Here is a 24803-nt window from a genome sequence, read left to right as displayed (position 1 = left end):
TCGAAGATGCGCCCATTGATCCTGACCCTCTCCACTGCCTTGATGCTGGCCCTCGCCGCAGGCCCTTCGCACGCCCAGAGCCGCGACGCGGTCGCCGCCCTTGCCGTCCCCGACGTCGACGACACCGTGCTGATCTATGTGGATTACGTGACCGGCCTGGACAACCTGATCACCACGATCCCGGGACCCCAGTTCCGGAACAACATCACCGCCTTCGCCAAGTTCAACCCGCTGTTCAAGGTGCCGACGGTCGTTCTGGGCGAGGAGAACGACTACTACGGCACGTTCCTGCCCGAGATCACGGACAACGTGACGCACGACATCCACCGCTTCAACCGGACAGGAGTGTCCGGCTACACGCCTGAGGTCGCCGCATGGCTGGCCGGTACGGGCCGCAAGACGATCGTGATCGGCGGCATCTCGATCGACAACTGCACGCTCCAGACGGTGCTGGACCTGAGGCGGGCCGGATACAGCGTCTATGTGATCTCCGACGTGTCGGGATCCAACAGCGCGCTGGCGGAGGCGGACGCGCTGGCCACCATGCGGTCCGCCGGCGCCGTGACCGGCGGATGGCTGACCATCCTGACCAGTCTCGGCAAGGATTTCGCCAACGCACAGTACGGTCAGGGCATGATGGGCATCATCCAGGCCCACTGGCCCGCCTCGACCACCGGTGTGGTGAACGACACCACCCCGGACGGCCATGGCATGCAGTTGCCCCGCAACTAGGTCGCGGCGAACTCGCTGAGAGCATCGAGGACCGCGCGGTTCTGGTCCTCGGTGCCCACGGTGATGCGCAGGCCGTCGTGGATGCCGTAGCCGCCGACCGGGCGGACGATGATCCCTTTGGAGTTCAGGTAGTCGCTGGCAGCCGCTGCGTTCCGTTTCTCGTCCCGGAACAGGACCAGGACGAAGTTGCCCGCCGAGGGCAGGACCTCGAAGCCGAAGCCGCGGATGGCCTGGGTCAGGCGCGGACGCCAGGTCTGGACCAGGTCGCGTGACGCCTTCTGGTGCGCCTCGTCCCCGAGGGCGGCGGTGGCCGCGTCGAGGCCGGGCACCGAGACGTTGAACGGCAGGCGGATGCGGTCGACCGCCTCAGCCACGGCCAGGGGCGCGTAGCCGAAGCCGATGCGGAGGCCGCCGAGGCCGTGGATCTTCGAGAAGGTGCGCGTGACGACGATGTTCGAGGCGTCGCGCGCCAGCGGGAAGGCTGTCTCCCAGTCGGCCTCGGTGACGAACTCGGCATAGGCCTCGTCGACGACCAGAAGGACGTGGGCCGGCAGGGCCTCGTGCAGGCGACGGATCTCCTCGCCCGAGTTGTAGCTGCCGGTCGGGTTAGACGGGTTGGAGACGTAGACGATCTTCGTCCGCTCATCGACCTGTTCGAGCAGGGCGTCGACCTCGGCCTTGTAGCCCGGTTCGGGCGCCAGCTTGACCTGGGCCTCGCAGCCCAGGGCGCTGATCCGATAGGCGAGGAAGCCGTACTGGCCGGTGACGATGTTGTCGCCCGCCGTCAGATAGGCCTGGTTCAGCAGGGCGAAAACCTCGTCCGAGCCGTTGCCGAAGATCAGCCGTTCGGGCTCCAGCCCGTGGTGCTCCGACACGGCGGCGCGCAGTTTCGTGGCGCGGCCATCGGGATAGATGTGGATGTTCTTCACGGCCGCCTCGAAGGCCTCGCGGGCCCTGGAGCCGGCGCCGAGCGCGTTCTCGTTCGAGGACAGTTTCATCGGCTCTGCGATGCCGACGATCGACGACTTGCCGCCGACATAGGGGGCGATGTCGAGGATGCCGGGCTTGGGCGCGGGCGCGTCGGTCATGGAGAGCCTTGCGGTCAGAACAGGGGAGCGGCGCCGATCACGCCCTTCAGAGCGCCGGGGGCCGCCGATAGCCGCCCGTCTTCGGCCTGCACATAGCCCGCCAATGTGAACAGCTTCAAGCCGCCTGCCGAGGCGAGCGGCCGGGCGACGAAGCCGCAGGCTGACAGGGCCTCGACGATCCGGCCGTCCGGGAGGCCGGAATCCGTCACCCAGAAGGTGCGATCCTCGCCGGTCGGGCCGGTGGGCGTGGCGGCGATCATGAGCGTCGAAGGGACACCGTGGCGGTCGTCAGGCAGGGCGGCGATGACCTGGAGCCCGGGCCGGGCCAGCAGCTTGCCCCACCAGGGACGACCGGTCGCGAGGTCGATCAGGGCGCGGGCCCCGGAGGCGACCTGGGCCAGGGCCGCGTCGGGATCGGCGGCGACCTGGGTCGACAACCCGAACCGGTCGGCGGCGAGAAGCCCGGCGGCGGGGCCGGCGACGACCAGCGGGGCTCCGGTGCGGGCCTCGATCCGACCCCACAGGGCCCGCAGCATGGCGGACTGATGCGCGTCATAGGTCTCGGCCAGCAGGGCGCGCAGGGCCAGGGTCGAGGCGTCGGGCGAGGTCTCCGGACCCGCCGCCAGCCGGTCGGTCAGGGCCTCGATCAGGGCCTGGTCCAGCACCAGCCGGTCGGTGTCGACCTTCGGTTCCTCCAGCAGTGCGCCGTGCTTCCTCGCCATCGACCCGCTCAGAACAGCTTGGGCGCCGGGACGATGGCGAACGGTCCGAGGAAGGTGCGGCCGTCCCGGAAGGTCAGTTCCAGCGTCATGTCGTCGTCGCCCCGGACGGCGGTCGCGGCGGCGGCTCCGGCAGCCCCCACGCGATTGACCGAGCCGCCGTCCGATCCGGCCAGGCCGGCGATGGCGGCCATGGGCTTCACGGCCTGCAGGGAAATGACGCCCTGGAGCCGACCGTCGGCGGAGGCGGACAGGGCGTCGCTGGACAGGGTGGCGCGGCTGTCACCCGCCGACAGTTCGCCGCGCACGGCGGTGAAGCGGCCGCCCGCCCGCGTCCAGGCGGCGAAGACCCCGGCGGCGTCCGCGCCCTGAAGCTGGTCGGCGTCCTCGATGACGGTCTCGATCTGGGCGGTCAGCTTGCCGTTGCGCGCCATGCCCTCCACCGGGCCGCCGGGCCGCCCCTCGGCGTTGATCAGGCGGAACAGGAGGTCGACACTGGTGTCGGCGCCGGGCGTCCCGGCGGGCGCCAGATGCGGACGCAGATAGAGCTCGACCTTGCCGGCGCGCGAGATCGGGAAGACCTCCGCGCCCTCGTGCGAGGTGAATTCGGGATCGGCCATCTCGACCGCGACATTGGGCCAGCGCTGGGTCAGGCCGTGGACGCTGGCGCGGATGAACCGGCCTCGCACGGCGACCTTGCCCTTGCCGGGCCGGTCAATGACCAGGCCGTCACCGACGATCAGCACCCATTTGTCCGGGTTCCAGGCATTGGCCTCGGCCGCCAGTTCAGGCGCGGCGACCGCCAGACCCGAGGGCGCTGTGATCGAGACGTTCTCCGCCCCCAGCCGCACCCGGAACGGCCAGCCCGAGGTCCCGAGGCCGGTATAGGTCACATCCCAGCCGCCGGCGCGCATGGCCTCGACCCGCTGGTCCAGCTGGCTGCGGACCTGACCGGCGAGCACGAACCACCAGATCGACCAGGCGATCAGGGCGATCAGGAACAGGCCGATCGGCGCGAACAGGCCGGAGCGCTTGTGGCGGGGCGGCGGGGCGTCGGTCATACGGTCCTTTGAGCTGAAGAGGTCGAAAAATACAGTCCGAAGCGTCCGATGCGTTCGAAGCGTCCGCAACACCGGACCCCAAAACACCGTCCGAAGCGTCCGAAGCGTCCGAAGCGTCCGAAGCGTTCGCTGGAGCCTGGGCGCAGAGGCGGGTGGATATGGGGCCGCTCTGGCCCGGCCGCAAGCGCGGGGGCGGCTCAGGAGCGAGCTGTGACATGGCCTGGTGGCCGTTCTGCAGGCGGCGCACCCCTGGCCGACCCGGCCCCGGACCTGACCCTGCCGAGGCGTGGCACGCCCCGGGACCGACGGTCGAGCTCAGAGGCGAGGGGGTCCCGGGAACAGACCTTCAGGCTGTCGCCTACGGGTGGATAGCAGACACGCAAACGGCCCCGCCGTCGCCAGTGGGGCCGTTCCAAAACGCGGTGAGACGTCGCTCAGGCGGTCAACTGCCGCCGCTGGATGTAGAGCGCCGCCCCGCCCGCCAGAAGCAGCCCGAACAGGATCATGGCCCATTCCGACAGAGTAGGGACTGGCGCAGGCGCCAATACCACCGTGCCGGAGCCGCCGCGCGTGGTCGTCGTTCCGGGAGCAAGCGACACACAGTTGGTGTTCAAACAAACTCCATCACCGAACGTGGTCACCGCTGTCGGCGAAGCCTTTGTACCGGACACGATCAAGAAGCCCCCACGCGTTACGTTTGCTGTAGCAGGCACTGCTGCGGCATAAGAGAATGCGTTTGCTGACTCTCCGTTTGCGTAAATGTACGTGTTGGCAGGCAGATCAGTTACGCCGTCATTCGCCTTGCCTGCCGTCACTTGGATGTTGGCGCTGACCATCGTGTTAGACCCCGTATTCACGACATAGGAGCCGGAGAATGAACCCGTTGCTGGCGCGGTGAATGTCCCGCTGATGTTGTAGGTGGCAGTCTGGGCCAGCGCAGCGGCTGGCGCGGCGAGAACGAACAGTGCGCCGAAAAGAGCAAGGACTTTCTTGAACACGTATCCTCCAACGTCACTGGAACACGGTATTGTGCCCCTTCCAGAGGGTTCCGATCCCACATCAAAGAACGAGGGTCAACAAGGCTACCTTTCGGCTCGTGCCCGATTTTTTGCGCCAGCCGTTAGCACGCCATCATGAGCCGATGACCGCATCGGGTCGGGATCGGCGGTTGGACCTCGGCCCGAAACCAGACATTTGCCGCCCCGCCCGTTACCGGATCAGCCGAAGGTCTCTTTCGGGTGGGACGCGGGTCTAGCCTTTGTCCTGGCGCGACCTTGCAGCCGCTCGCGTCGAAATCCCGTTTGACACCTGACGTCGTCATGGATGCACCGCGCGGGACGGGCCTGACTTTGCCGGGGAGGTCGAGCGTCCGCCGGGAGAACGAACGGCGGCCGGGCTTCCCGGTCGCGCCATCGTCCGCAAAACCCGTCAGACCCCGGGGAAGACCTCCGCCATCGAGAGGGACTCGGGCAGGATGTAGACGATCCCCGCTGTGTCTCTGAAGGCCGGTGCGATGACGTCCTCGTAGAAGGCCGGCGGGACGTTCACGCACCCGTAGGAGATCCGGTTGTCCTCGGAGGTCGGCGTGGCCAGGCGCTGCAGACGACGATCGGCCGGCCGGGCCGTGACGACGGGATGCAGCGAGAGCGCGCCGGCATAGTCGATCCAGAGTATGCTTTTCCCGCTCAGGTTCTCGCCGGTCGAGGCGACGAACCGCCCCGACGGCGTGATGCGTTCTTCCGGCGCAATGGCGGACAGGGGGCGATCGCCGATATCGGGCGGCGCGATGTCGCCTCGCGCCAGACCCAGAAGGACCGGTGTGGCCCCCAGCAGCCGCCCGTCGCGGCTGAAGGCGAAGACCCGGGCGTTGACCTTGTCGATGAGGACAAAGGGCAGGCCCTGATGGTCGCCGGTCTCAAGAACCCATGACTTCAACCGTTGAACGACGGGCGAGGCCTCCGGTTCGACGGCGTCCGCCTGGCCCGGCGCCGGCGGCTGTCCCGCGGCCGCCGTGGAGGAAACGGCGACGAGGAGCCCAAGCGCCAGTCCAGCGACGCCGGCCACTCGCCGGAGCCTGCTCGTCCCTGTGCGGGCCTCGGCCGTCACAGTCAGTTGCGATCCTGTTTGGGCGGATAGACCGGAAGGCGCGGCGGAGCGGGCGGCGAAGCGGGCGGAGACACCCTTGACGACAGCACGGCGGAGTCGCCCGCCGGCGGCGGAGCGGCCTCGGCGGCCGGCATGCCCACGCCGCTGCCGCCGTCGACAGGCGTGCAGACCGTGCCGTCGGCGCAGTCCGAGAAATAGACCTGCGGCGGCTCGACCTGGATCTCCGACGGACGGACGATCACGTCCGGGCGCTGGACGTAGATCTGGGCCGGGGCGATGCGGATCGGCGGCGCGTCGACATAGACTGGAGGTCCGGCGATGTAGACGGTCGGGCCGGCGACGTTGATCGGACGGCCGATCACGCGAACGCCCGGCGACGAGACGCGAATCGCGGGTCCCGGATTGTTGATCGGCGGGCCCCAGCCCCCCGGTCCCGGCCAGCCGGCGCCGCCGCCGGTCCAGGGGCCGTAGAAGTCGACGACGCGCGTGCACGAGCAGGGCGCATCGCCGTAATGGGGCGCTTCGGGACAGCCATGGCCGTCCGCCGGGGCCGCGGCACCGGAGATCAGCATGGCGGCTACGATTGAAGTGATCGGATCCATTCGGTCAGCTACCCTCTCAAGCCCCTGCGAGACTTCACTTTTCTCCTGGCAGGCGAATGCCGGGGGAAGTCGGAGACCCGCCTGACCACGGTTATATTAACCCTTTTCGACTGTCTACCACCCGGGCCCGGGCTTACGCCCACAGAGTTTTCGTTCGTCATCTCAGGAAGCGGCCGCCCCCGGAGCGATAACAGCCAATGAGCAGGAACGGTCTGTCGGCCGAACGGTAGCGTCCGCAACGGATCGAATGGCGTCACAGGCGCCTGGCGGAAAGCGGGCCTCGCGGGAGACCGTCGCGCGGACACAGTGTCTGCGCGGCTTCAGGCCTGGAGTGACGACAGATGGGCCCCGGCTCACACTCTCTATGGGAGGGGGTTCAGGAACTCCCGGGTCAGCTCGATCGCCTCGACAAGGCTCATGCGCTGGACCTCGGTCCCCGGCGGCAGGGCGGCGAAGAGGCGGGTGGGGGTGGCGGCGTCGAGCATGACGAAGACGCCCTTGTCATCGGCACGGCGGATCAGGCGTCCGAAGGCCTGGGCGATGCGGGCGCGGGCCAGGGCGTCGTCATAGCCCCGCCCCTTGTCTGAAATGCCCCCGAACTTCTCGCGCCGGGCCTTGTGCAGCAGGTCGGGGCGGGGCCAGGGCACGCGGTCGAAGGCGAGAAGACGCAGCGACCGGCCGGGCACGTCGACGCCGTCGCGTACCGCATCGGTGCCGAGCAGACAGGAGTCCTGTTCGGCGCGGAAGATGTCGACCAGGGCGCCGACCTCGAGCGGGTCGACATGCTGGGCGTAGAGGGGGATCTGGGCCTTGGCGAGATCGGGACCCAGCCGTTCATAGACCGATTTCAACCGACGGATGGCGGTGAACAGGCCCAGCCCCCCGCCCCCGGCCGCGAGGAACAGTTCGCGCATGGCCGCCGCCGTCTGGCGCGGGTCGTCCTTGCCCACGTCGCCGACGACGATGACCCGGCTGTTCGACGCATAGTCGAACGGGCTTTCGACCTTCAGCGTCCGGGCGGGTTCGATCAGGCGCGCGGCCCCGGTGCGCATCCGCGCCATGCCGAACTGGTCGCCGCCCGCCGCCTCGGCGATGGGGTCGGACAGGGTGGCGGAGGTGACCAGCACGCCATGAGCCGGCAGGATCACGGCGGCCTCGAGCGGCACGGTCGGATCGATCCAGTGGCGGCGCAGGGCCACGTCATGGATGCGGCCGAAGGCGGTCTCGACCGACAGCCAGTCGACGAAGTCGGGGTCGGGTTCGTCGCCGCCCTCCTCCAGAGCCGCCAGCATAGACCGCCACCCGGGCAGGGTCATGCGGGCGCGCCGGTCGAGACCGCGCAGGGCGCCTTCGATCCGGGCGCGGGCGGACCCGTCCAGTTCGGACGCCTCGTCGTCGAGGATGTCCTCCAGATGGCGGGCCAGGGCCAGCAGGGGGGCCTCTACGGCGGCGATGGCCTGGGCCGCGCGCCGCGCGGTCTCCAGCAGGGGTTCGGTCGCGGGACGGACCGAACATTCGGTGCCGAACTCCGACGATCCGGAGGAGGCGGCCTCCGACGTCCGCGCCCGGATCTGCTCCAGGGCGGCCATCAGGAATTGTTCGATCGGCCCGACCGGATTGACCTCGCCCGAGGGCGGGGCGATGCGGCCCGAGATGCCCTCGCCCGGCAGGGCGGCGGCGGCGCGGATGGCGTCCTGAAGGGCCCTGGCCGCCGCATCGTTGTCGGCGCACAGATCGCCCAGCCTCTGTTCCAGACCCCGCCCGCGACGGCCACGGCCCTCCGGTCCCCGGATCCAGCGGCGCAGCTCGGCCGCCTCCTGGCCTGACAGGCAGGCGGAGAAGGCTGAGTCGGCGGCGTCGAACAGATGGTGGCCCTCGTCGAAGACGATGCGTTTCAGGGCGGCGGTCTCATTGTCCTGTTTCAGGCCGCGCGCGGTGCGGGCACCGTCGAAGGCGGCCTGGGTCATGACCAGGGCGTGGTTGGCGACGACGAGGTCGGCCCGGCGGCTGGCGCGGATGGTCTTTTCGACGAAACAGGTGCGGTAGTGGGGGCAGGCCGCATGGACGCACTCGCCGCGCCGGTCGACGAGGTTCCCGGCCGAGGCCTGATGGCTGGGGCCGACCGCGAACAGGCCGGGCAGCCAGCCGGGGAAGTCGCCGCCGGTCATGTCGCCGTCGCGCGTATGCATCGCCCAGCGGCTGGTCAGGGCCAGGCCGATCAGGTCGCCGTTGCCCAGCTGGGCCGCCTGGACCATGTCTTGAAGGTTCAGCAGGCAGAGGTAGTTCTCGCGCCCCTTGCGGACGACGGTCTTGCGTTTCCGCTCCACGGGATCGGGCCACAGGGCGGCGCTCTCGCGATCGATCTGGCGCTGGAGGGCGCGGGTATAGGTCGAGACCCAGGCGGCGCCCTGGTTGCGCTCGGCCCACAGGGAGGCGGCGGCCAGATAGCCGAGCGTCTTGCCGGTGCCGGTCCCCGCCTCGGCCAGCAGCATCCGGGGCTTGCCCTCCTCGTTGCGGGGCGAGAAGGCGTAGGCGGCCTCGGCGGCATAGTCGGACTGGGTCGGGCGGGTCTCGTCGAGGCCCGAGGCCTGCAGCAGTTTCTCCAGCCGGATACGCGCGGATTCGGAATCGACCGGGGCCGAGCCTGCCTCCCCGCGCGGCGCCTCGTCCTCCCACTCCGCCAGCCGCGACCAGGCGTCGAGGCCCGAGCCTCGATGCTGGCGGGCCCGCAGCGGACCGGCCTGCAAGGCCCCGGACACCCGCCAGGCCCAGGACCAGCCGGCGCGGCCGAGGGTCTCGGCCAGGGTGAAGGCGTCCTCACGGTGGGGGTAGGCCGGGTCGGCCAGTTCCTTCAGCAGGACGGCGGCGGCGGCGCGCAGGGCCGCCGCCTGGGCCTCCGCCCCCTTCGGTTCGGCCATGCCGAGCGCCAGGGCCAGGCCGCTCGGCGAGGGGGCGCAAAAGGTCGCCGGCCGGATGAAGGCCCAGAGCTCCAGCACATCCAGAAGGTCCGGCGACCGGGGCGGGGCGGACAGGCCCAGCCGTCGGGCGGTCAGGCTGGCGTGGGCCACCAGCACGGGACCGCCGGTGAACACGCCCTCGGCCGCGCCGCGCCCGATCTTCCTCGCCCCCTCGTCGTCGCAGATCGCCCCCGCCCCCGGGGGCACGGCCAGGGCAGGGGGCAGGACCAGCCACGGTTCGGCTCCGGTCAGGCTGCGGTTGGCCCCCGCTGGACTGGAAAGGACGGATTCGTCGGACACGGCAGAGAGATAGCGTCTAACGGGGTGAAACGGAACGGGAACATGCTATATCCCGCTCGTGACGTCGCCCGCCGCCAGTCTGCCGCCTCTGTTCGCCGACTGGTTCGCCTCGCGGGGATGGGCACCGCGCCGCCATCAGCTGGAGATGATCGCGGCCGCCGAGGCCGGGGCCCACGCCCTGCTGGTCGCCCCGACCGGCGGCGGCAAGACGCTGGCGGGGTTCCTGCCCAGTCTGATCGATCTGGCCGAGCGTGGGCCGAGGCCGGAGCACGGGCCGGGCAGCGGCATCCACACGATCTATGTCTCGCCGCTGAAGGCCCTGACGACCGACGTCGAGCGCAACCTGATGACCCCGATCCGCGAGATCGGGCTGAACATCCATGTCGAGAGCCGCACCGGCGACACCAAGCAATCGAAGAAGCAGCGCCAGCGGGACAACCCGCCCGACATCCTGCTGACCACGCCCGAGCAGCTGGCCCTGTTCTGCGCCTGGGGCGGCGCGCGGGCGTATTTCGCCGACCTCAAATGTATCGTTCTGGACGAGGTCCACGCCATCTGGTCGGGCAAGCGGGGGGACCTGCTGAACCTCGGGCTGGCGCGGCTGCAGAGCTTTTCGCCGGGGCTGAGACGGGTGGCCCTGTCGGCGACGATCGACGATCCGAATCTGATCGCGGAATGGCTGGTGCCGGGGTGACCTTCTCCCCGCGGGGGGCAAGGTGGAGCGGGGAGCGAGACGGATGAGGGGGCCGGGTCCGTGCGCCAGCTTTCGCCAGCGAGTTCACTGAGGCAACCCCCTCATCCGAGCCCTTCGGGCCCACCTTCTCCCCCGAGGGGAGAAAGAATCATCATCGTCCGCGGTGACCCCGGCGCGCCTGCCATCATCGACGTGCTGGTTTCGGAAGGTCGCGTGCCCTGGGCCGGGCACACGGGCCAGCATGCGATCCCCGAGGTCTATGCCGCCATCCAGCGGTCGGGCCTGTCTCTGATCTTCGTCAACACCCGCTGGCAGTGCGAGTTCGTGTTCCAGCAGCTGTGGGCGATAAATGATGAAAGTCTGCCGATCGGCCTGCACCACGGGTCGCTGGCGGCGGAGCAGCGACGCAAGGTCGAGGCGGCGATGGCCCGGGGCGATCTGCGCGCCGTAGTCTGCACCTCGACGCTCGATCTCGGCATCGACTGGGGCGACGTCGACCTGGTGATCCAGATGGCGGCGCCCAAGGGATCGAGCCGCCTCGTCCAGCGTATCGGCCGGGCCAACCATCGGCTCGACGAGCCGAGCCGCGCCCTGATGGTCCCGGCCAGCCGGTTCGAGCTGCTGGAATGCCAGGCGGCCAAGGAGGCCGTGGCCGACAATGCCTTCGACTGGGAGCCGCACCATATCGGCACCCTCGACACCCTGGCCCAGCACGTCATGGGCGTGGCCTGTTCCGAGCCCTTCGATATGGATGATCTGTATACGGAGGTCACCGGCTGCTCACCCTATCGCGGGCTGAGCTATGAGGCGTTCGAGGAGGTGGTCGATTTCGTCGCCACCGGCGGATATGCGCTCCGCACCTACGACCGGTTCGCCCGGATCGTGCGAACGCCCGAAGGCCGATGGACCGTGCGCAATCAACTGATCGCCCAGCGGCACCGGATGAATGTCGGCGCCATCGTGGCGGCGGGGACGCTGAACGTGAAGGTCGCCTCACGGCGAGGAGGGGCCTCGAAACAGTTGATCGGCGGGCGCAAGGTCGGCGAGGCCGAGGAATGGTATTTCGAACAGCTGACGCCCGGCGACACCTTCGTCTTCGCCGGTCAGGTCTGGGCCTTCCAGGGCATCAACGGCATGGACGCCCTGGTGACCCATGCGACCGGCAAGGATCCCAAGATCCCGAGCTGGGGCGGGTCCCAGTTTCCGCTGGGCACCTCTCTGGCCGCGCGCGTCAGGGCCATGATCCAGGACCGCGACCACTGGCGGGTGCTGCCCGTCGATGTGCAGGAATGGCTGGAGCTGCAGGCTGAGCGGTCGATGATCCCCGACGCCGACAGTCTGCTGATCGAGACCTTCCCGCGCGGCAGTCGCCACTTCATGGTCGCCTATCCATTCGAGGGCAGGCTGGCCCACTCCACCCTGTGCATGCTGCTGACCCGCAGGCTGGATCGGCTCGGCGTCGGGCCGCTGGGCTTCGTCGTGACCGACTATTCCTTCGCCATCTGGTCGATCAAGCCGATGGATGCTCTGGACTGGGACGCCCTGTTCCAGCCCGACATGCTGGGCGACGACCTCGAGGCCTGGCTGGAGGAGAGCTTCATGATGAAGCGGACCTTCCGCAGTTGCGCCCTCGTTTCCGGCCTGATCGAGCGGCGACAGCCGGGCGCCGAGAAGACGGGGCGTCAGGTGACCTTTTCCACGGACCTGATCTACGACGTGCTCCGCCGCCATCAGCCCGACCACCTGCTGCTGAGAACCGCCCGGTCGGACGCCGCGTCCGGCCTGCTGGATGTCGCGCGACTGGGGCAGTTGCTGAGCCGTATCGCAGGCCACATCCGCCATGCCGCGCTGGAGCGGGCCTCGCCCTTCTGCGTGCCGGTCCTGGTGATGATCGGGCGCGAGCGGGTCGGAGGCGACGCGGCTGACATGATCCTTGAGGCCTCGGCCCAGGACCTGATCGACGAGGTCATGGAAGACGCGCCGCCTGAACTGCAGGGCGCGGCATGAACGCGGCCCTGCGAGAGACGCTGACCCCGGCGCGGCGACCCTGCGGCTCCCTGTCGGTCCGGGTCATGGGCGAACTGTGCGTGCTGCGCTGTTCGGGGGCCCTGTGGCTGCCGGATCACGGGACCCTGGTCGCGGGCGATCTGCACCTCGAGAAGGGGTCCGCCTTTGCCGCGCGCGGCCAGATGCTGCCGCCCTACGACAGCCGGGCGACACTGGCCAAACTGGCGGCGGAGATCGCCGAGCTCAAGCCCGACCGCATCGTCCTGCTCGGCGACAGTTTCCACGACAGCCGCTCGATCGGGCGGATGGCGGAGGATGACCGAAACGCGCTCGAGCGGCTGGCCGCGGGTCGCGACTGGGTCTGGCTGGAGGGCAACCACGACCGGGAGGCCCTGACACAGGCCGATGCGGAGGCCGTGTCCCGCCTGCCCGGCCGGGTCGTCGGCGAGATGGAACTGGGAGCGCTGTTCCTGACCCACGAACCCATGCCGGACGCCCGACCCGGCGAGGTGGCGGGGCACCTGCACCCCTGCGCCCGGGTCGTTGCCCATGCGCGCATGGTGCGGCGACCCTGCTTCGTGACGGATGGGCGCAGGCTGATCCTGCCGGCCTTCGGCGCCTTCACCGGGGGGCTGAACGTGCGGGATGCGGCGATCGCGGGGCTGTTCGGGGAAGCCCCGATGGCGGCGGCGCTGGGAAAGGACAGGGTCCATGCCCTGGCCTGGGCCGGGCTGGTCTAGAGCAGCAACCAGACGCACCCCAGGCTGAGCACCGCGCCGCTCGTGGCGACCCAACGCAGCCGGGCGTACCAGTCGGTCGATCCCCTGACATCCCAGTAAAGCATGGCCACAAGGCCGGCCATGAGCACCGCCAGCTGAAGCCCGTCCGGCACGCCCGGCAGGAAGGTCAGCCAGGCGGCGACCGGCGGCAGGTTGCTGAGGATCAGGGTCGCGGGCCGCGGATCGCGTTCGGCCAGTCCCTTGCCCCAGCGGGTCCCCGCCAGAAAGGACAGGATAATCGCGCCATAGGCGGCAAGGGGCTCGACCCAGCGGGCCGCCTCGCCGGGATTGAAGACGATCAGTCCCGCCCCGGCCAGAAAGGGAATCAGGCCGGCCAGAGTCAGGGCCCAGGCGGTCGTCCGCGTTCGATCCATCAGCTTCTCCTGAAGACCCGGCTGGCCAGATAACCCATGCCGGCGGCCAGCAGAACGCACAGGATGCCGTAGGTCCAGGGCCGCCGGTGCGCGAACTCGTAGATGTCGCGTTCGATCCCCACCTTCTCGACCGTCAGGGTCAGGTGCGAGACGCCCGCCGGCTCGCCGTCCCGGAACAGCCAGACCTCGGCATGATACTCTCCGGTCGGCGCGACGGCCGGCAGTTCGACCTGGGCGCGGAACAGGCCGCGATCGACGAAGGTGACGCCGTCCGGATCGGTGTCGTACAGCGCCGCCGCCTCCTTCAGCCGGATCACGGCGCGGCGCCAGTCGAGATAGTCCTCGCCCAGGCGCGAGATGACCACGTCGCGCACGCCGTAGCGGGTGACCGTCCGGCTCTCCTCCGGCGCGTCGATGCGCAGGTGATCGACGCCGACGCCGAGCCGTCTCAGCTGGCCGAATCCGGCGATGTCTGGAAGGGGGCGGGTCGAGGCAGTCATGTAGAAGCCGGGCGCGCCCTCGAACAGGACCGGACGGCTGTTGAGCCAGACGCCGAGGTTGCGGGTCTTCTTGACCAGACGGATCGGGGCGTCGGGACCGCGCACGACGACGACCACGTCCGTCGGGTCGTCGGTCGGGTTGAAGACCGCGCCGTAGAGAACGATCGAGGCGCCGCGGAAGCTGGAATCAACCTGGACCCGCGCATCGGTCAGGGCCGCAGCGACGCGCAGTTCGCCCTGGGTCCCGACCGACATCTCCGGGCCCGACTCCGCAAGACGGGGCGCCTCGATCGCGGGCGGCGGAGGGGGCGGGACCTGGATCATCGGTCCGAGATCCCGGGGGCCAGCAGGAAGATGTCGTTCGGCCGCACGAACAGCTCCAGCCCCATCTGGATCCCGACGAACAGGATCAGCAGGCCCAGGGCCGCCCGCAGGATGTCGGCCCGGAACCGACCGGCATAGCGGGCGCCGAACTGGGCTCCGACCACGCCGCCGATCAGCAACAGTGTGGACAGGACGATATCGACTGTCTGGTTGCGACCGGCCTGAAGGATGGTGGTGATGGCGGTGGTGATGATGATCTGGAACAGGCTTGTGCCCACGACGACCCCGGCCCGCATGCGCAGCGCATAGAGCATGGCCGGGACCAGGATGAAGCCGCCGCCGACCCCCATGATGGCGGACAGGACGCCCGCGAAGACGCCGAGGCCCAGGGGCGGGATGGCCGAGATATAGAGGCCCGATTTCGGGAACCGCACCTTCCACGGCAGGCCGTAGAGCCAGAGCGGACGACGGCGCTCCTTGTGCGGGGCGATCTCTCCGCGCTGGCGGCGCAGAATCTCGGTCAGGCTCTCGCGCAGCATCAACAGGCCGATGGCGCCGAGGAAGACGAGGTAGGACAGGGCCACGACCAGGTCCGCCTGGCCCAGCAGGCGCAGGTAGCGGAACACCTCGACCCCGCCGAGGGCGCCGACCGCGCCGCCGGCGGCCATGATGCCCCCCATCTTGAAATCGACCGCGCCCTGGCCGGTGTAGCGGATGACCCCGGAGGTGGAGGAGGCGACGACGTGGCTGGCCTGGCTGGCGACGGCCACGGTCGGGGGGATGCCGAGGAAAACCAGCACCGGCGCCATCAGGAAGCCGCCGCCGATGCCGAACAGGCCGGACACGAATCCGACCAGCGCGCCCAGCAGAACCAGGAACGGCCAGTTCACCGAAACCTCGGCGATCGGCAGATAGATCTCCAAAGGGCGGGCCTTCCCCTTCTTAACCGCTCATCCCCGCGAAAGCGGGGACCCAGTGCTGTGGGCGTTCAATGGGCGGGGTTTGAACGGAAGGTCAATCCGACGCACCGTAGGAACGAAAGAACTGGGTCCCCGCTTTCGCGGGGATGAGCGGAAATCAAGGAAGGGTCTAGGCGAGCGGTTCCAGGGCGAAGGCCTCGGCCTGGGCGCGGGCGGTCTGGCGGGCGGCCGCCGGAAGGGTCGGGGCCAGTCGGTCGACGGCGGCCTGGGCCTGGGGATCGCCGGCACGGGCCGCGATGAGGTACCAGCGGTAGGCCTGGGTCGGATTGGGCGCGATGCCCTCGTCGCCGTTCTCATAGATGCGGGCGACATTGTACTGGCTGTCGACGAGGCCGAGGTCAGCGGCCTTCTTGAGCCAGTCGAGAGCCTCGGGCCGGTTGCGGGCGCCGCCGACGCCGTCGAACAGATACATGCCGAAGGCATGCATGCCGCGCGCGTCGCCGCCCTCTGCCGCGCGACGGGCCCACAGACGGCTTTCTTCGGCGTCGACGGACACGCCGTTTTCGCCGGACTGATAGAGGCTCGCCAGTTTCAGCTGGGCTTGGGGCTCGCCGAGATTGGCGGCGCGGGTCAGGGTCTCGACCCCGGCCGGGTCGTTGCGGTCCAGCTGTTCCGTCGCCTGGGCGAACAGGGTCTGGGCCTCGGTGGCGTCGGCGGGCGCAGCCTCGAGCGGGGCATCGTTCGGGCTGAGCGCCAGGGCCGCGATCGGCGTCGCTTCAGTATCGCCGCCCGCCTGTCCCAGCAACTGGCCGACGTCCATGATCTCGTAGCCCGTCAGGCGGCCGGTGGCGTAGAGGCCGCAGACGACGGCGACGCCGGTGACCGAGGCGAGGAAGGCCTTCTTGACGGTGCCGTCGCGCGACGCCTGCTTGTCCAGACGCTCCTGCAGCCGCGACTTGCCGCCCTTCTTGAGCCCCCCCAGGCCGAAGCCGGACCGAGGCGCGACCTCGGCGGCGGCCGGGGTGTTCATGGCGGCGCGGGCGGCCGAGATGGCGTCGCGGGTCGAGGCGGCGCGACCGGTTGCGGCGCCGCCGACAAGGCCGGCGCGCAGGCGGCGGGCATCGACGAATTCGGTCTCGGCCGCGAAGTCCTCGTCGCCGTCATCGTAGGCGCGCGGCGAGGGGAAGGCTTCGGCGACCGCGCCGGTGAAGGCGGGCTGCGGCGCGGCCGGAGGAGCCGCCTCGGCAATGGCGTCGAGCGCGTCTGAAACGTCTGCGCCGCCGAACCCGCCGAAGGGCTGGGCCGCCGAACCGAACGGCGCCGGCTCGGGCGCGACCGGTTCGAACCGGCGCGGCAGGGCGTCGAAACTGTCTTCCTCCGGCAGGATCGAAGCGACCGCAGCCGCAGGCGCAGCGCCGAAAGCGGGCTCCGGCGCGGCTTCAGGGAAGGGTTCGATGTCGGCGGCGAGGGAATCGATCGACCAGCCGTCCTCCGGCGAGGCGAAGTCCTCGACCGGGAAGGCGGCGGCGCGCCAGTCGGGCTGGGCGAACTCGGCGGCGGCAGGGGGTTCGACCTGGGGCAGGGGCTGGGGCGTCGGGTCGAAGGCGGCGGGCTGGGTCAGGCGCTGGTCGAGCGTCTCACGCGCCTCGGCCAGCAGTTTCGCCGTACGTTCCTCGGACAGGCGCATCCGCTCGGCCAGTTCGCCGGAGGCGCGGTCGTAGCGTTGCTCGATCCGGTCGGAGCCCTCGACCATCCGGCGGCCGATGTCTTCCAGCGCCTGGGCCGACTTGCGCTCCGACTGGGCGATACGGTCGGCGAGCCGGTCAGAGATGCGGGTAATCTCGACGCCCAGCTTCTCTAGGGCGATGGCGTTCTGGTCGTCGGCGCGGTTGAGCCGGTGTTCGATCGCCTGGCCGTAGCGGCCCATGTCCGAGGCGATCTTGTCCGACAGGGTCCGGGTCAGGGCCTCCTCGAACTTGCCGAGGCGTGAATCGCCCGCCGTCTCCATCTTGTCGACGCGGCTGTCGAGATTCTGGGCGATGCGCAGGACCTCGCGGCCCATGGCGTCGATGCCCTGGGCGGAGCGCTGCTCGGCGGAGCGGGCCTGTTCGCCCAGCGAGGCGATCGTCGCCTCGATACGGGCCATCCGGCCTTCGCTCTCGGCGGTCTCCAGCCGACGCATCATCTCGGTGCGGTTGGCGTCGACCTGACGCGACAGGGTCTCGGCCAGTTTCTCGAAGCGGGCGGCCTCCCGCACGCCTTCCGGCTCCACGCGGGTCTCGGTGGCGCGCAGACGCTGATCGAGGCCGGCGAAGGAGCGCTCCAGATTGCGCAGAGCCTCGGTCGTCTGGCCCTGTGCGGCGTCCAGTCGCTGGCCGACGCGCGCGAGAACGTCCGCGCCCACGCCGGGGCCCGCGGCCTTCTCGACGGCTTCCAGTCGCGACAGCAGGGTCTGACTGTGCGCGCGGTTCCGCTCTTCAAGGTCGTAGAGACGGCTGGTCAGGGCGGCGACGGCCGTGTCGGTCTTGCCCCAGGCGTCGGCCTTCTCCACGCCTTCGAGACGCTGGCGAACCTCGTTCAGGCCGGACCGCTGACGCTCCTCGATGTCGTAGAGACGGCCGGCCAGACCGCCCAGGGCCTGCTCGACCTTGCCGATGGTCTCGGCGGTCTTCGGACCCGCGTCCTGCTCGAACCGGCGCAGGCGCTTGTGGCCTTCCTTCAGCTCTTCGGAGATGTCGTCGATGCGGCGGCCGTACTGACCGGCCTGCTGGTCCTGCGCCTCCATCTTGCGCACCAGGCCGGCGACGGCCTGATCGACGCCCTGGATGGCGATGGTCGAGCGACGCTCGGCAGCCTCAAGGCGGGAGGCGATCGCCTCGACCGAGGCGGCGACCCGTTGCAGGGTCTCGTCGTCGCGCCCGTAGCCGCGACCGTCCATCTCGTAGGCGTCGTCCAGACGGCGCGACCGGCCGCGACGATCAAAGGTCTCGGCGGCATGGGGGCGACGCGGCAACGGCGAGACGCCGTCATCCTCGTCGTCCATGATCATCGTGTTGAGCCACTCGCCCAGGGTCATGCCCGAACGACGCGCCAGATCCTTGGCCACCTCGCGCGCTTTCGGGTCGATGCCCTTCACGCTCCAAGGCGCTGCGGCTGCGCTCACTGATTCGACTCCCGACCCATAGGCATCACGCTAATCGCCCATATCCGGGGTGTAAACGTGTGGTTAACCCCAACATCTTGACGGTTGCCCATTCATCTGTGGATAGCCCCCGTCACAGCTCATTTCATCGCGCCGACGTGGTTAACGGGCGGTGAAGATTAAGACCCCGGTAAGAGTTCGCTTGCGCATCCGGGGACTTGCCGCCACATCGCGCCCATGTCGATGACCCTGACCCTTTCGCTGCTCGCCGGCGCCCTGATCGTGGGCGTCTTCGCCGGCTGGCGCGGCGCGCAGCCCAGCGATTTCCTCAAGCCCCGCATGGTGCCCTGGCGGTTCGTCATGCTGCTGGCCGGGGCGCTCGCCTTCCTGCTGCTGATCCATCTGGGAACCCTGCTGGGTGTCACGCACCGGGGAGGCTGACGGAACGGCGTGGAGGCTGGGCGGTTATCCCGGCCGAACAATCACGCAGGAGCCACCATGGCTGACGAACCCCTCTCCGCCGCCGATGCCGAAAAAGAGTTCTGGAAGCATCTCAAGGACTCCAACACCGGCATGCTGGGCATCGACACCCCGGGCTATCACGCCCAGCCGATGACCGCCCATCGCGAGGAGGAGACCGGCACGATCTGGTTCTTCACCCGCGACGACACCGATCTGGCGAAGGACGCCGGGGTCGGCGGCGGCCAGAGCGCCATGTTCCACTACGGCTCGAAGGACCAGAACACCTGGGCCTGTATCCACGGGGAGCTGTCGGTCCACGGCAAGGACCGCGAGATCGTCGACCGCTACTGGAACCCGGTGCTGGCCGCCTGGTATCCGGGCGGCAAGGACGACCCCAACCTGACCATCCTGCGCTTCGACGCCGACGACGGCCGGGTCTGGGTATCGAAGGGCGGGCTCGTCAAGTTCGCCTTCGAGATCGCCAGGGCCAATCTGACCGGGACCATCCCGGACGCCGGCGGGGTCGCGGACGTCAACCTGCAGTAGGTTCGCGCACCGGGACCAGGGGCACCGTTTCGCGACGGCGCCCCTTTTCCTGTATGGTCGGCCTCCATGGCCACGACCACCGACCTGTCCCGACTGGCCCTCGCCCTGCCCGGTATGGAGGGCGAGGGCGTCAATTTCGGCGTCGGCCGGAGGGCGGTCTGCTGGGCCTATCTGGCCCGCGCCAGACCGAAGTCAAAACGCGAGGCCGTGCCGGGCGTCGTCGCCATCCGCTGCGACATCGCCGCAAAGGACATGCTGATCGAGGCCGCGCCCGACCGGTTTTTCGACGACGACCACTATCGCGGCTATCCGGCGGTGCTGGTCCGGCTTGAGGCGATCGAGGTCGCAGAGCTGCAGGCCCTGCTCGAGGCCGGGTGGCGCATCCAGGCTCCGCCGTCGTTCAGGAAATCGAAGGCGATCTAGCCCGCGAAACACCAGGCCAGCACGGCCTTCTGGGCGTGGATGCGGTTTTCCGCCTCGTCCCAGACCAGCGAGCGCGGTCCGTCGATCACGGCGTCGGTGACCTCCTCCCCCCGGTGCGCCGGCAGGCAGTGCAGGAAGACCGCGTCCGGATCGGCCAGGTTCATCAGGGCCTCGTCGACGGTGTAGCTCTCGAACGCCTGCAGACGGGCCTCATAGTCGCTGTCGCCCATCGACACCCAGGTGTCGGTGATCACGACGTCGGCGCCCTTGACCGCATCGCGCGGATCGGAGGTCAGGCTGACCGAACTGCCGCCCTTCGCCAGGTCGTGCAGGTCGGGGTGATACTCGGCCGGGCAGGCCACGTTCAGGTGGAAGCCGAGCTTCGGCGCGGCGTGCATGAAGCTGTGGCAGACGTTGTTGCCGTCGCCGATCCACGCCAGGGTCTTGCCCTCGATCGGACCGCGCTGCTCCTCGATGGTCATGATGTCGGCCAGGATCTGGCACGGGTGAGAGCGGTCGGTCAGACCATTGATCACCGGCACGGTGGCGACCCGGGCGAACCGCTCGACGTCCTCGTGGGTGTTGGCCCGGATCATCACGGCATCGACCATGCGCGACAGGACCCTGGCGGTGTCCTCGACCGGCTCGCCGCGCCCCAGCTGCATGTCCGAGGCCGTGGCGATGATCGAGTCTCCGCCGAGCTGGCGAATGGCGGCGTCGAAGCTGAAGCGGGTGCGGGTCGAGTTCTTCTCGAAGATCATCGCCAGCACCCGGTCCCTGCCCGGCGCGTCGGCGTCGACCCAGCCCTGGGGCTTGCCCTGACGCGCGGCCTTGCGGGCATGGGCGTCGTCAAGGATGGCGCGCAGCTCGGCCGCTTCCAGCCGGTGGATGTCGAGGAAGTGTCTGACCATCAGGCGACCGCTTTGATCTTGTCCCGCGCAAACTCGCAGGTCCGCTCCAGCCGTTCGACGGCCTCGCGGGCCTCGTCGAGGGTCAGGTTCAGGGGCGGCAGCATGCGCACGCAGTTGTCGCCGCCGCCCGCGATCAGCAGATGCTGCTCGTCGCGCGCCCAGCCCATGAAGTCGCGGTTGTTCGGGACCAGCTTCAGGCCGATCAGCAGACCCTTGCCGCGCACGTCCACGATCACATCGGGGAAGCGTTCCTTCAGTCCGTGCAGCTGCTGCTTCAGGTAGCCGGCGATCTCGTTGACGTTGCCCAGGATCTCCGGCGTGTTGATCGCGCTGAAGGCCGCATTGCCGACGGCCATGGCCAAGGGATTGCCGCCGAAAGTCGAGCCGTGGGCGCCGACGGTCATCCCCTTCGCCGCATGGGCGGTGGAGAGACAGGCGCCGATGGGGAAGCCGCCGCCCAGGGCCTTGGCGACCGCCATGATATCGGGCGTCATCCCGGCCCATTCATGGGCCCACAGCTTGCCGGTCCGGCCCATGCCGCACTGGACCTCATCGAAGATGATCAGGACGCCGTGCGCGTCGCACAGGTCGCGCAGCCCGCGCAGGCAGACGTCCGGCATGGCCCGGCAGCCGCCCTCGCCCTGCACCGGCTCGACGATGATCGCCGCCGTCGTGGGCTCGGCGATCGCGGCCTTCAGCGCCTCGTGGTCGCCCCACTTCAGCTGGTGGAAGCCCTGCATCTTCGGGCCGAAACCCTCGGTGTAGCTCGGGTTGGCGGCCGCGTTGATCGCACCGTAGGTCCGGCCGTGGAAGGCGCCGTCGAAGCCGTAGATGTCGATCCGCTCGGGCTGGCCGTTGGCCGAATGATATTTGCGCGCCGTCTTCAGGGCGCACTCGACCGCCTCGGTGCCCGAGTTGGTGAAGAAGACCACGTCGGCGAAGCTGGCGTCGGTCAGCCTGCCGGCGAGCTCTTCCTGGCCGGGAATCTTGTAGATGTTGGAGACGTGCCACAGCTTCTCGACCTGGGCCTTCACAGCCTCGACCAGAACCGGGTGGGCATGGCCCAGACCGTTGGTGGAGATGCCCTGGACGCAGTCGAGGTATTCGGTCCCGTCCACGCTCCACAGACGCGCGCCTCGCCCGCGGTCCACTTCCAGCGGCGCGCGATTGTAGACACCCATCAAATGACCGGACACGGACTGACCTCCAAAAGAAACGAAGCCCCGGCGCGGGTGCGACGGGACTTTTCAGGAGCGGAGGTTGTCGGATGGGAGCGTGGGGGAGTCAACACCGGGTGAGGCAGTAGCCAGTAGGCAATAGGCAGTAGGTCGTTTCCGGCCAGCATCGTGCTCGACGCGGCGGGAGGCTGCAGACGCAGCGCCCCTACTGCCTACTGCCTACCGCCTACTGCCTCGCTCAGCTCTTCAACCGCCACCCGGACCTGAACACCAGCCAGCAGCAGACGGCCATCCCGACCGTCAGTACCGCACTCATCACCACCCCGACCATCAGGTTCCCCTCGGCATGGCCGATGAAGCCGTAGCGGAAGCCGTCGATCAGATAGAAGAAGGGGTTCCAGTGGCTGATGGCCGCGAACGGCTGGGGCAGGTTCTCGACCAGATAGAAGGCCCCCGACAGGAAGGTCATCGGCAGGACGACGAAGTTCTGGACCGCCGACAACTGGTCGAACTTCTCGGACCAGAGACCGGCCAGCACCCCCACCATCCCCATCAGCAGGGAGGCGATCAGGGCGAACCAGACGATGGCCGCAACATGGCTCACCCCGAGGCGGGCGAACGGCATGACGCAGATCGCCGTGACCAGGCCGACCACGATGCCGCGGGTGGCGGCGCCCAGCGAGAAGCCGATGGTCAGCTCCAGCGGGCTCAGCGGCGGCGTGAGAAAGTCGGTCGAGGTGCCCATGATCTTGGCCTGGATCAGGCTGGACGATGCATTGGCGAAGGCGTTGTTCAGGATGGCCATCATGATCAGGCCGGGAGCCACGAACTCCGAGAAAGGGGTGCCGTGCAGCGGCGGCCGCGTGCCCTTGAGCGCCACGACGAAGACCAGCATGTAGAGCAGGGTCGTGACGACCGGGGCGGCGACCGTCTGGGCCCCGACCTTCCAGAAGCGGCGCACCTCGCGCAGATAAAGGGTCTGGACCCCGATCCAGTTGACCCCGGCATAGTTGCGTGGGGTCGGAAGGCCTGAAGGCCGCGTCGAGGCGAGATCGGTCATGGGCCGTCAGATGCAGCCGCAGGGCGCGGTGCGCAAGGGCTCCGGCACCCGGCCTCAACCGGCAGGGTTGACCTTGCGCCGCGCCGCGTCCGCCTCCGCGATCAGGCGCAGCCCGGAAATCTCTGCGGCGTCGGGGGTCAGGGTGATGGCGATCTCGGGCGGATCAACCACACGCACACAGCCGTCCCCCGCCAGGGGAGTCAAAGGTTTACGCGTAATCGGCGGGGCTGCGTGCGGCGTGTCGGACATGGGTCTTCAACCCCGGGCGCCGGGGCCCGTTCCGTATCGCGGCGCTTGGTCCGCTCAGCGAACGCCGATTCAAGATGTAGTTCCTGTGGACGACTGATTCGCACATCTTGCGTCTGTTAAGGTCTCGTTTACGATTAGTTGTGGCCGACGAGACCCGGGAGGGGCCTCAGGCGCCAAATGTTGAATCAAAACTGTTCCCCGGAGGGTGGCATGACCGCAGGCTGGACCGAAGATCGCGTCGGCGCGCTGAAGAAGCTCTGGCTGGAAGGGCAGTCGGCTTCGCAGATCGCCAAACAGCTGGGCGGCGGCGTCACCCGCAACGCCGTGATCGGCAAGGTCCACCGCCTCGGCCTGTCGGGCCGCGCGACGCCGTCGCAGCCGGCGCGCACCGCCACCACCTTCCGCCCGGCCCGTACGCGCACCACGCCCCCGGCCCAGCCCTCGGCGCCCCGCCGCATCGAAGCCGCCCAGCCCGCGCCGCGGCCGGTCGTGGCCGCTCCGGCCCTGCCCGCCGTCGCCGAGATGCCCGGCACGGCCACGGTGATGACCCTGGGCGCCCACATGTGCAAATGGCCGATCGGCGACCCGTCCTCGACCGAGTTCAGCTTCTGCGGCCGCCGCGCCTCGGAAGGCGTCTACTGCCAGGAACACGCCCGCGTCGCCTACCAGCCGCAGATGAAGCGCGGCGGCAAGGAAGAGCTGGCCCGCAGCCTGCGGCGCTACATCTAGTTCAAGGGGCGCTGTCGCTCGCTGCCTGGGCGCGATCCGTGTCGCGTGCGTCGCGCCTTCGTCATGCCGATCCCGTAAGGGGCCGCATCCGCCTCGTCAGGGTCCCCTGGCGAGATCGGGGCGGGGCTGCGGTTCTCCGGGTTGACGCAGCCCCCCACCCGCCTCAGGCGGGCCGTTCGCCGGTGACGTGCCAGAGCACGCCGGCCGGATCATAGACATAGCCGACGATCAGGCCCCAGGGCTGCAGGACAGGCGGCTTCGGCCGCTGCACCCCGAACCGGCCCGGCAGATCCAGTGCCGTCATCCGCGACCACCAGCCGTCAAGATCGGCGACGACCAGCTGCATCATGAAGTTGGCGGCCCAGCCCTCCTGCCAGTAATTCTGCAGGATGAAGCGGCTGGTTCCCGTGCGGAAGATCGCGACCTCTCCGTCCGTGAGACATTCGAAGCCCAGGGCACGATAGAAGGCCTTGCTGACCTCGAATTCCCTGGCCGGAACGAAGGGCGCGGCGTCGATCAGTCGATCCGTCAATTCAGGACCCTCCCGCCAGGCACATCCAGGCTGAAGGCCGGAATAACCGCCTCGAACGACCGGCCGCTGGCGTCCGTCATCGTATAGGCCCCCTCCATGGACCCCGACGCCGTCGGCAAGGGGCATCCCGAGGCGTAGGAATAGCTGTCGCCCGGCGCGATCAGGGGCTGTTCCCCGACCACGCCCGGCCCCCGCACCGTCTCGACATGGCCGGTGGCGTCGGTGATGACCCACCGCCGCGCCATCAGCTGCACCGCCTCCGGCCCGCAATTCTCAATCTCGATCTGATAGGCCCAGACCCAGCGGCCCTCGGCCGGATCGGACTGGCCGGCCAGATAGCTGGGGCGGACGCGCACGATGACGCCTTCCGTTTCAGCCACATAGGGTCGCGTGTCGTGCATGATCCAT

23 protein-coding genes and 1 pseudogene are annotated in these 24803 nt (G+C 69.2%); 7 read left to right on the top strand and 17 right to left on the bottom strand.

Annotated features, from left to right (window positions below):
* The first annotated feature begins 6 nt into the window (after window positions 1–6).
* Window positions 7–732: an isochorismatase family protein gene (locus tag Q0044_RS03265; protein ID WP_298159498.1), complete on the top strand. Its 726-nt coding sequence runs from the start codon at window positions 7–9 to the stop codon at window positions 730–732.
* On the opposite strand, the gene hisC is transcribed toward Q0044_RS03265, so the two are convergent.
* The 7 genes from hisC to Q0044_RS03230 form a co-directional block, all read right to left on the bottom strand.
* Window positions 729–1820: a histidinol-phosphate transaminase gene (gene hisC / locus Q0044_RS03260; RefSeq protein WP_298159496.1), complete on the bottom strand. Its 1092-nt coding sequence runs from the start codon at window positions 1818–1820 to the stop codon at window positions 729–731. The two genes, Q0044_RS03265 and hisC, sit on opposite strands and share 4 nt — an antisense overlap.
* Window positions 1821–1834: 14 nt before the next feature.
* Window positions 1835–2542, bottom strand: coding sequence for a hypothetical protein (locus Q0044_RS03255; protein WP_298159494.1), 708 nt, complete (start codon window positions 2540–2542; stop codon window positions 1835–1837).
* A gap of 8 nt (window positions 2543–2550) precedes the next feature.
* Window positions 2551–3600 (bottom strand): DUF2125 domain-containing protein, encoded by a 1050-nt coding sequence (locus tag Q0044_RS03250; protein ID WP_298159492.1) that lies wholly within the window; start codon window positions 3598–3600, stop codon window positions 2551–2553.
* Between the two features lie 434 nt (window positions 3601–4034).
* Window positions 4035–4598 carry an IPTL-CTERM sorting domain-containing protein gene (locus tag Q0044_RS03245; protein WP_298159490.1) on the bottom strand — a complete coding sequence of 188 codons (564 nt, stop codon included), beginning with the start codon at window positions 4596–4598 and terminating at the stop codon, window positions 4035–4037.
* A gap of 430 nt (window positions 4599–5028) precedes the next feature.
* Complete coding sequence (locus Q0044_RS03240) at window positions 5029–5664, bottom strand: L,D-transpeptidase (protein WP_298159487.1); 636 nt, start codon at window positions 5662–5664, stop codon at window positions 5029–5031.
* A gap of 44 nt (window positions 5665–5708) precedes the next feature.
* Window positions 5709–6308 (bottom strand): hypothetical protein, encoded by a 600-nt coding sequence (locus tag Q0044_RS03235; RefSeq protein WP_298159484.1) that lies wholly within the window; start codon window positions 6306–6308, stop codon window positions 5709–5711.
* A gap of 362 nt (window positions 6309–6670) precedes the next feature.
* Window positions 6671–9565, bottom strand: a complete 2895-nt coding sequence (locus Q0044_RS03230; RefSeq protein WP_298159482.1) for an ATP-dependent DNA helicase — start codon at window positions 9563–9565, stop codon at window positions 6671–6673.
* Between the two features lie 58 nt (window positions 9566–9623).
* Between Q0044_RS03230 and Q0044_RS03225 the strand changes: the two are divergent.
* Together Q0044_RS03225 and pdeM are read left to right on the top strand one after the other, a co-directional pair.
* Window positions 9624–12266 (top strand): annotated as a pseudogene (locus Q0044_RS03225) (ligase-associated DNA damage response DEXH box helicase).
* A complete protein-coding gene (pdeM, locus tag Q0044_RS03220; RefSeq protein ID WP_298159480.1) occupies window positions 12263–13006 on the top strand; it encodes a ligase-associated DNA damage response endonuclease PdeM in 744 nt (247 codons plus the stop codon). Before Q0044_RS03225 ends, pdeM begins: the two are co-directional and overlap by 4 nt.
* On the opposite strand, the gene Q0044_RS03215 is transcribed toward pdeM, so the two are convergent.
* The 4 genes from Q0044_RS03215 to Q0044_RS03200 form a co-directional block, all read right to left on the bottom strand.
* Window positions 13003–13419: a DUF3429 domain-containing protein gene (locus Q0044_RS03215; RefSeq protein WP_298159477.1), complete on the bottom strand. Its 417-nt coding sequence runs from the start codon at window positions 13417–13419 to the stop codon at window positions 13003–13005. The genes pdeM and Q0044_RS03215 overlap by 4 nt on opposite strands.
* Window positions 13419–14243, bottom strand: a complete 825-nt coding sequence (locus Q0044_RS03210; RefSeq protein WP_298159476.1) for a TIGR02186 family protein — start codon at window positions 14241–14243, stop codon at window positions 13419–13421. Before Q0044_RS03210 ends, Q0044_RS03215 begins: the two co-directional genes overlap by 1 nt.
* A complete protein-coding gene (locus Q0044_RS03205) occupies window positions 14240–15166 on the bottom strand; it encodes a sulfite exporter TauE/SafE family protein (protein WP_298159474.1) in 927 nt (308 codons plus the stop codon). Before Q0044_RS03205 ends, Q0044_RS03210 begins: the two co-directional genes overlap by 4 nt.
* Window positions 15167–15332: 166 nt before the next feature.
* On the bottom strand, window positions 15333–18326 hold the full coding sequence (locus Q0044_RS03200) for an SEL1-like repeat protein (protein WP_298159472.1): 2994 nt from the start codon (window positions 18324–18326) through the stop codon (window positions 15333–15335).
* Between the two features lie 222 nt (window positions 18327–18548).
* Here Q0044_RS03200 and Q0044_RS03195 point away from each other — a divergent pair, with 222 nt between their 5' ends.
* The 3 genes from Q0044_RS03195 (at window position 18549) to Q0044_RS03185 (ending at window position 19736) form a co-directional block, all read left to right on the top strand.
* Window positions 18549–18746: a hypothetical protein gene (locus Q0044_RS03195; RefSeq protein WP_366941095.1), complete on the top strand. Its 198-nt coding sequence runs from the start codon at window positions 18549–18551 to the stop codon at window positions 18744–18746.
* A gap of 57 nt (window positions 18747–18803) precedes the next feature.
* Window positions 18804–19313: a pyridoxamine 5'-phosphate oxidase family protein gene (locus Q0044_RS03190; protein ID WP_298159467.1), complete on the top strand. Its 510-nt coding sequence runs from the start codon at window positions 18804–18806 to the stop codon at window positions 19311–19313.
* 66 nt (window positions 19314–19379) lie between these two features.
* Window positions 19380–19736 carry an MmcQ/YjbR family DNA-binding protein gene (locus Q0044_RS03185; protein ID WP_298159464.1) on the top strand — a complete coding sequence of 119 codons (357 nt, stop codon included), beginning with the start codon at window positions 19380–19382 and terminating at the stop codon, window positions 19734–19736.
* Here Q0044_RS03185 and argF read toward each other — a convergent pair.
* The 4 genes from argF to Q0044_RS03165 all read right to left on the bottom strand — a co-directional run bounded on the left by argF (window position 19733) and on the right by Q0044_RS03165 (window position 23062).
* Window positions 19733–20647, bottom strand: a complete 915-nt coding sequence (gene argF, locus Q0044_RS03180; protein WP_298159462.1) for an ornithine carbamoyltransferase — start codon at window positions 20645–20647, stop codon at window positions 19733–19735. The two genes, Q0044_RS03185 and argF, sit on opposite strands and share 4 nt — an antisense overlap.
* The gene (locus Q0044_RS03175) at window positions 20647–21828 is read right to left on the bottom strand and encodes an aspartate aminotransferase family protein (RefSeq protein WP_298159534.1); all 1182 of its coding nucleotides are present in this window, start codon (window positions 21826–21828) and stop codon (window positions 20647–20649) included. Before Q0044_RS03175 ends, argF begins: the two co-directional genes overlap by 1 nt.
* A gap of 235 nt (window positions 21829–22063) precedes the next feature.
* Window positions 22064–22885 (bottom strand): ABC transporter permease, encoded by an 822-nt coding sequence (locus tag Q0044_RS03170; protein ID WP_298159460.1) that lies wholly within the window; start codon window positions 22883–22885, stop codon window positions 22064–22066.
* Window positions 22886–22939: 54 nt separating this feature from the next.
* Window positions 22940–23062: a hypothetical protein gene (locus tag Q0044_RS03165; protein ID WP_298159457.1), complete on the bottom strand. Its 123-nt coding sequence runs from the start codon at window positions 23060–23062 to the stop codon at window positions 22940–22942.
* Between the two features lie 282 nt (window positions 23063–23344).
* Here Q0044_RS03165 and gcrA point away from each other — a divergent pair, with 282 nt between their 5' ends.
* Window positions 23345–23863, top strand: a complete 519-nt coding sequence (gene gcrA, locus Q0044_RS03160; RefSeq protein WP_298159455.1) for a cell cycle sigma 70 cofactor GcrA — start codon at window positions 23345–23347, stop codon at window positions 23861–23863.
* 163 nt (window positions 23864–24026) lie between these two features.
* Here the strand turns inward: gcrA and Q0044_RS03155 are convergent, their stop codons facing one another.
* Window positions 24027–24395: a VOC family protein gene (locus tag Q0044_RS03155; RefSeq protein WP_298159452.1), complete on the bottom strand. Its 369-nt coding sequence runs from the start codon at window positions 24393–24395 to the stop codon at window positions 24027–24029.
* Window positions 24392–24796: a Co2+/Mg2+ efflux facilitator ApaG/CorD gene (apaG, locus tag Q0044_RS03150; protein WP_298159449.1), complete on the bottom strand. Its 405-nt coding sequence runs from the start codon at window positions 24794–24796 to the stop codon at window positions 24392–24394. Before apaG ends, Q0044_RS03155 begins: the two co-directional genes overlap by 4 nt.
* Window positions 24797–24803 lie beyond the last annotated feature (7 nt).

Origin of the sequence: Brevundimonas sp. (assembly GCF_027484365.1) — a bacterium.
In the GTDB taxonomy this organism is placed as follows: Bacteria; Pseudomonadota; Alphaproteobacteria; order Caulobacterales; family Caulobacteraceae; genus Brevundimonas.
Note: the sequence above shows the minus strand (reverse complement) of the source record. Positions and strands in the feature narration are given on the sequence as shown.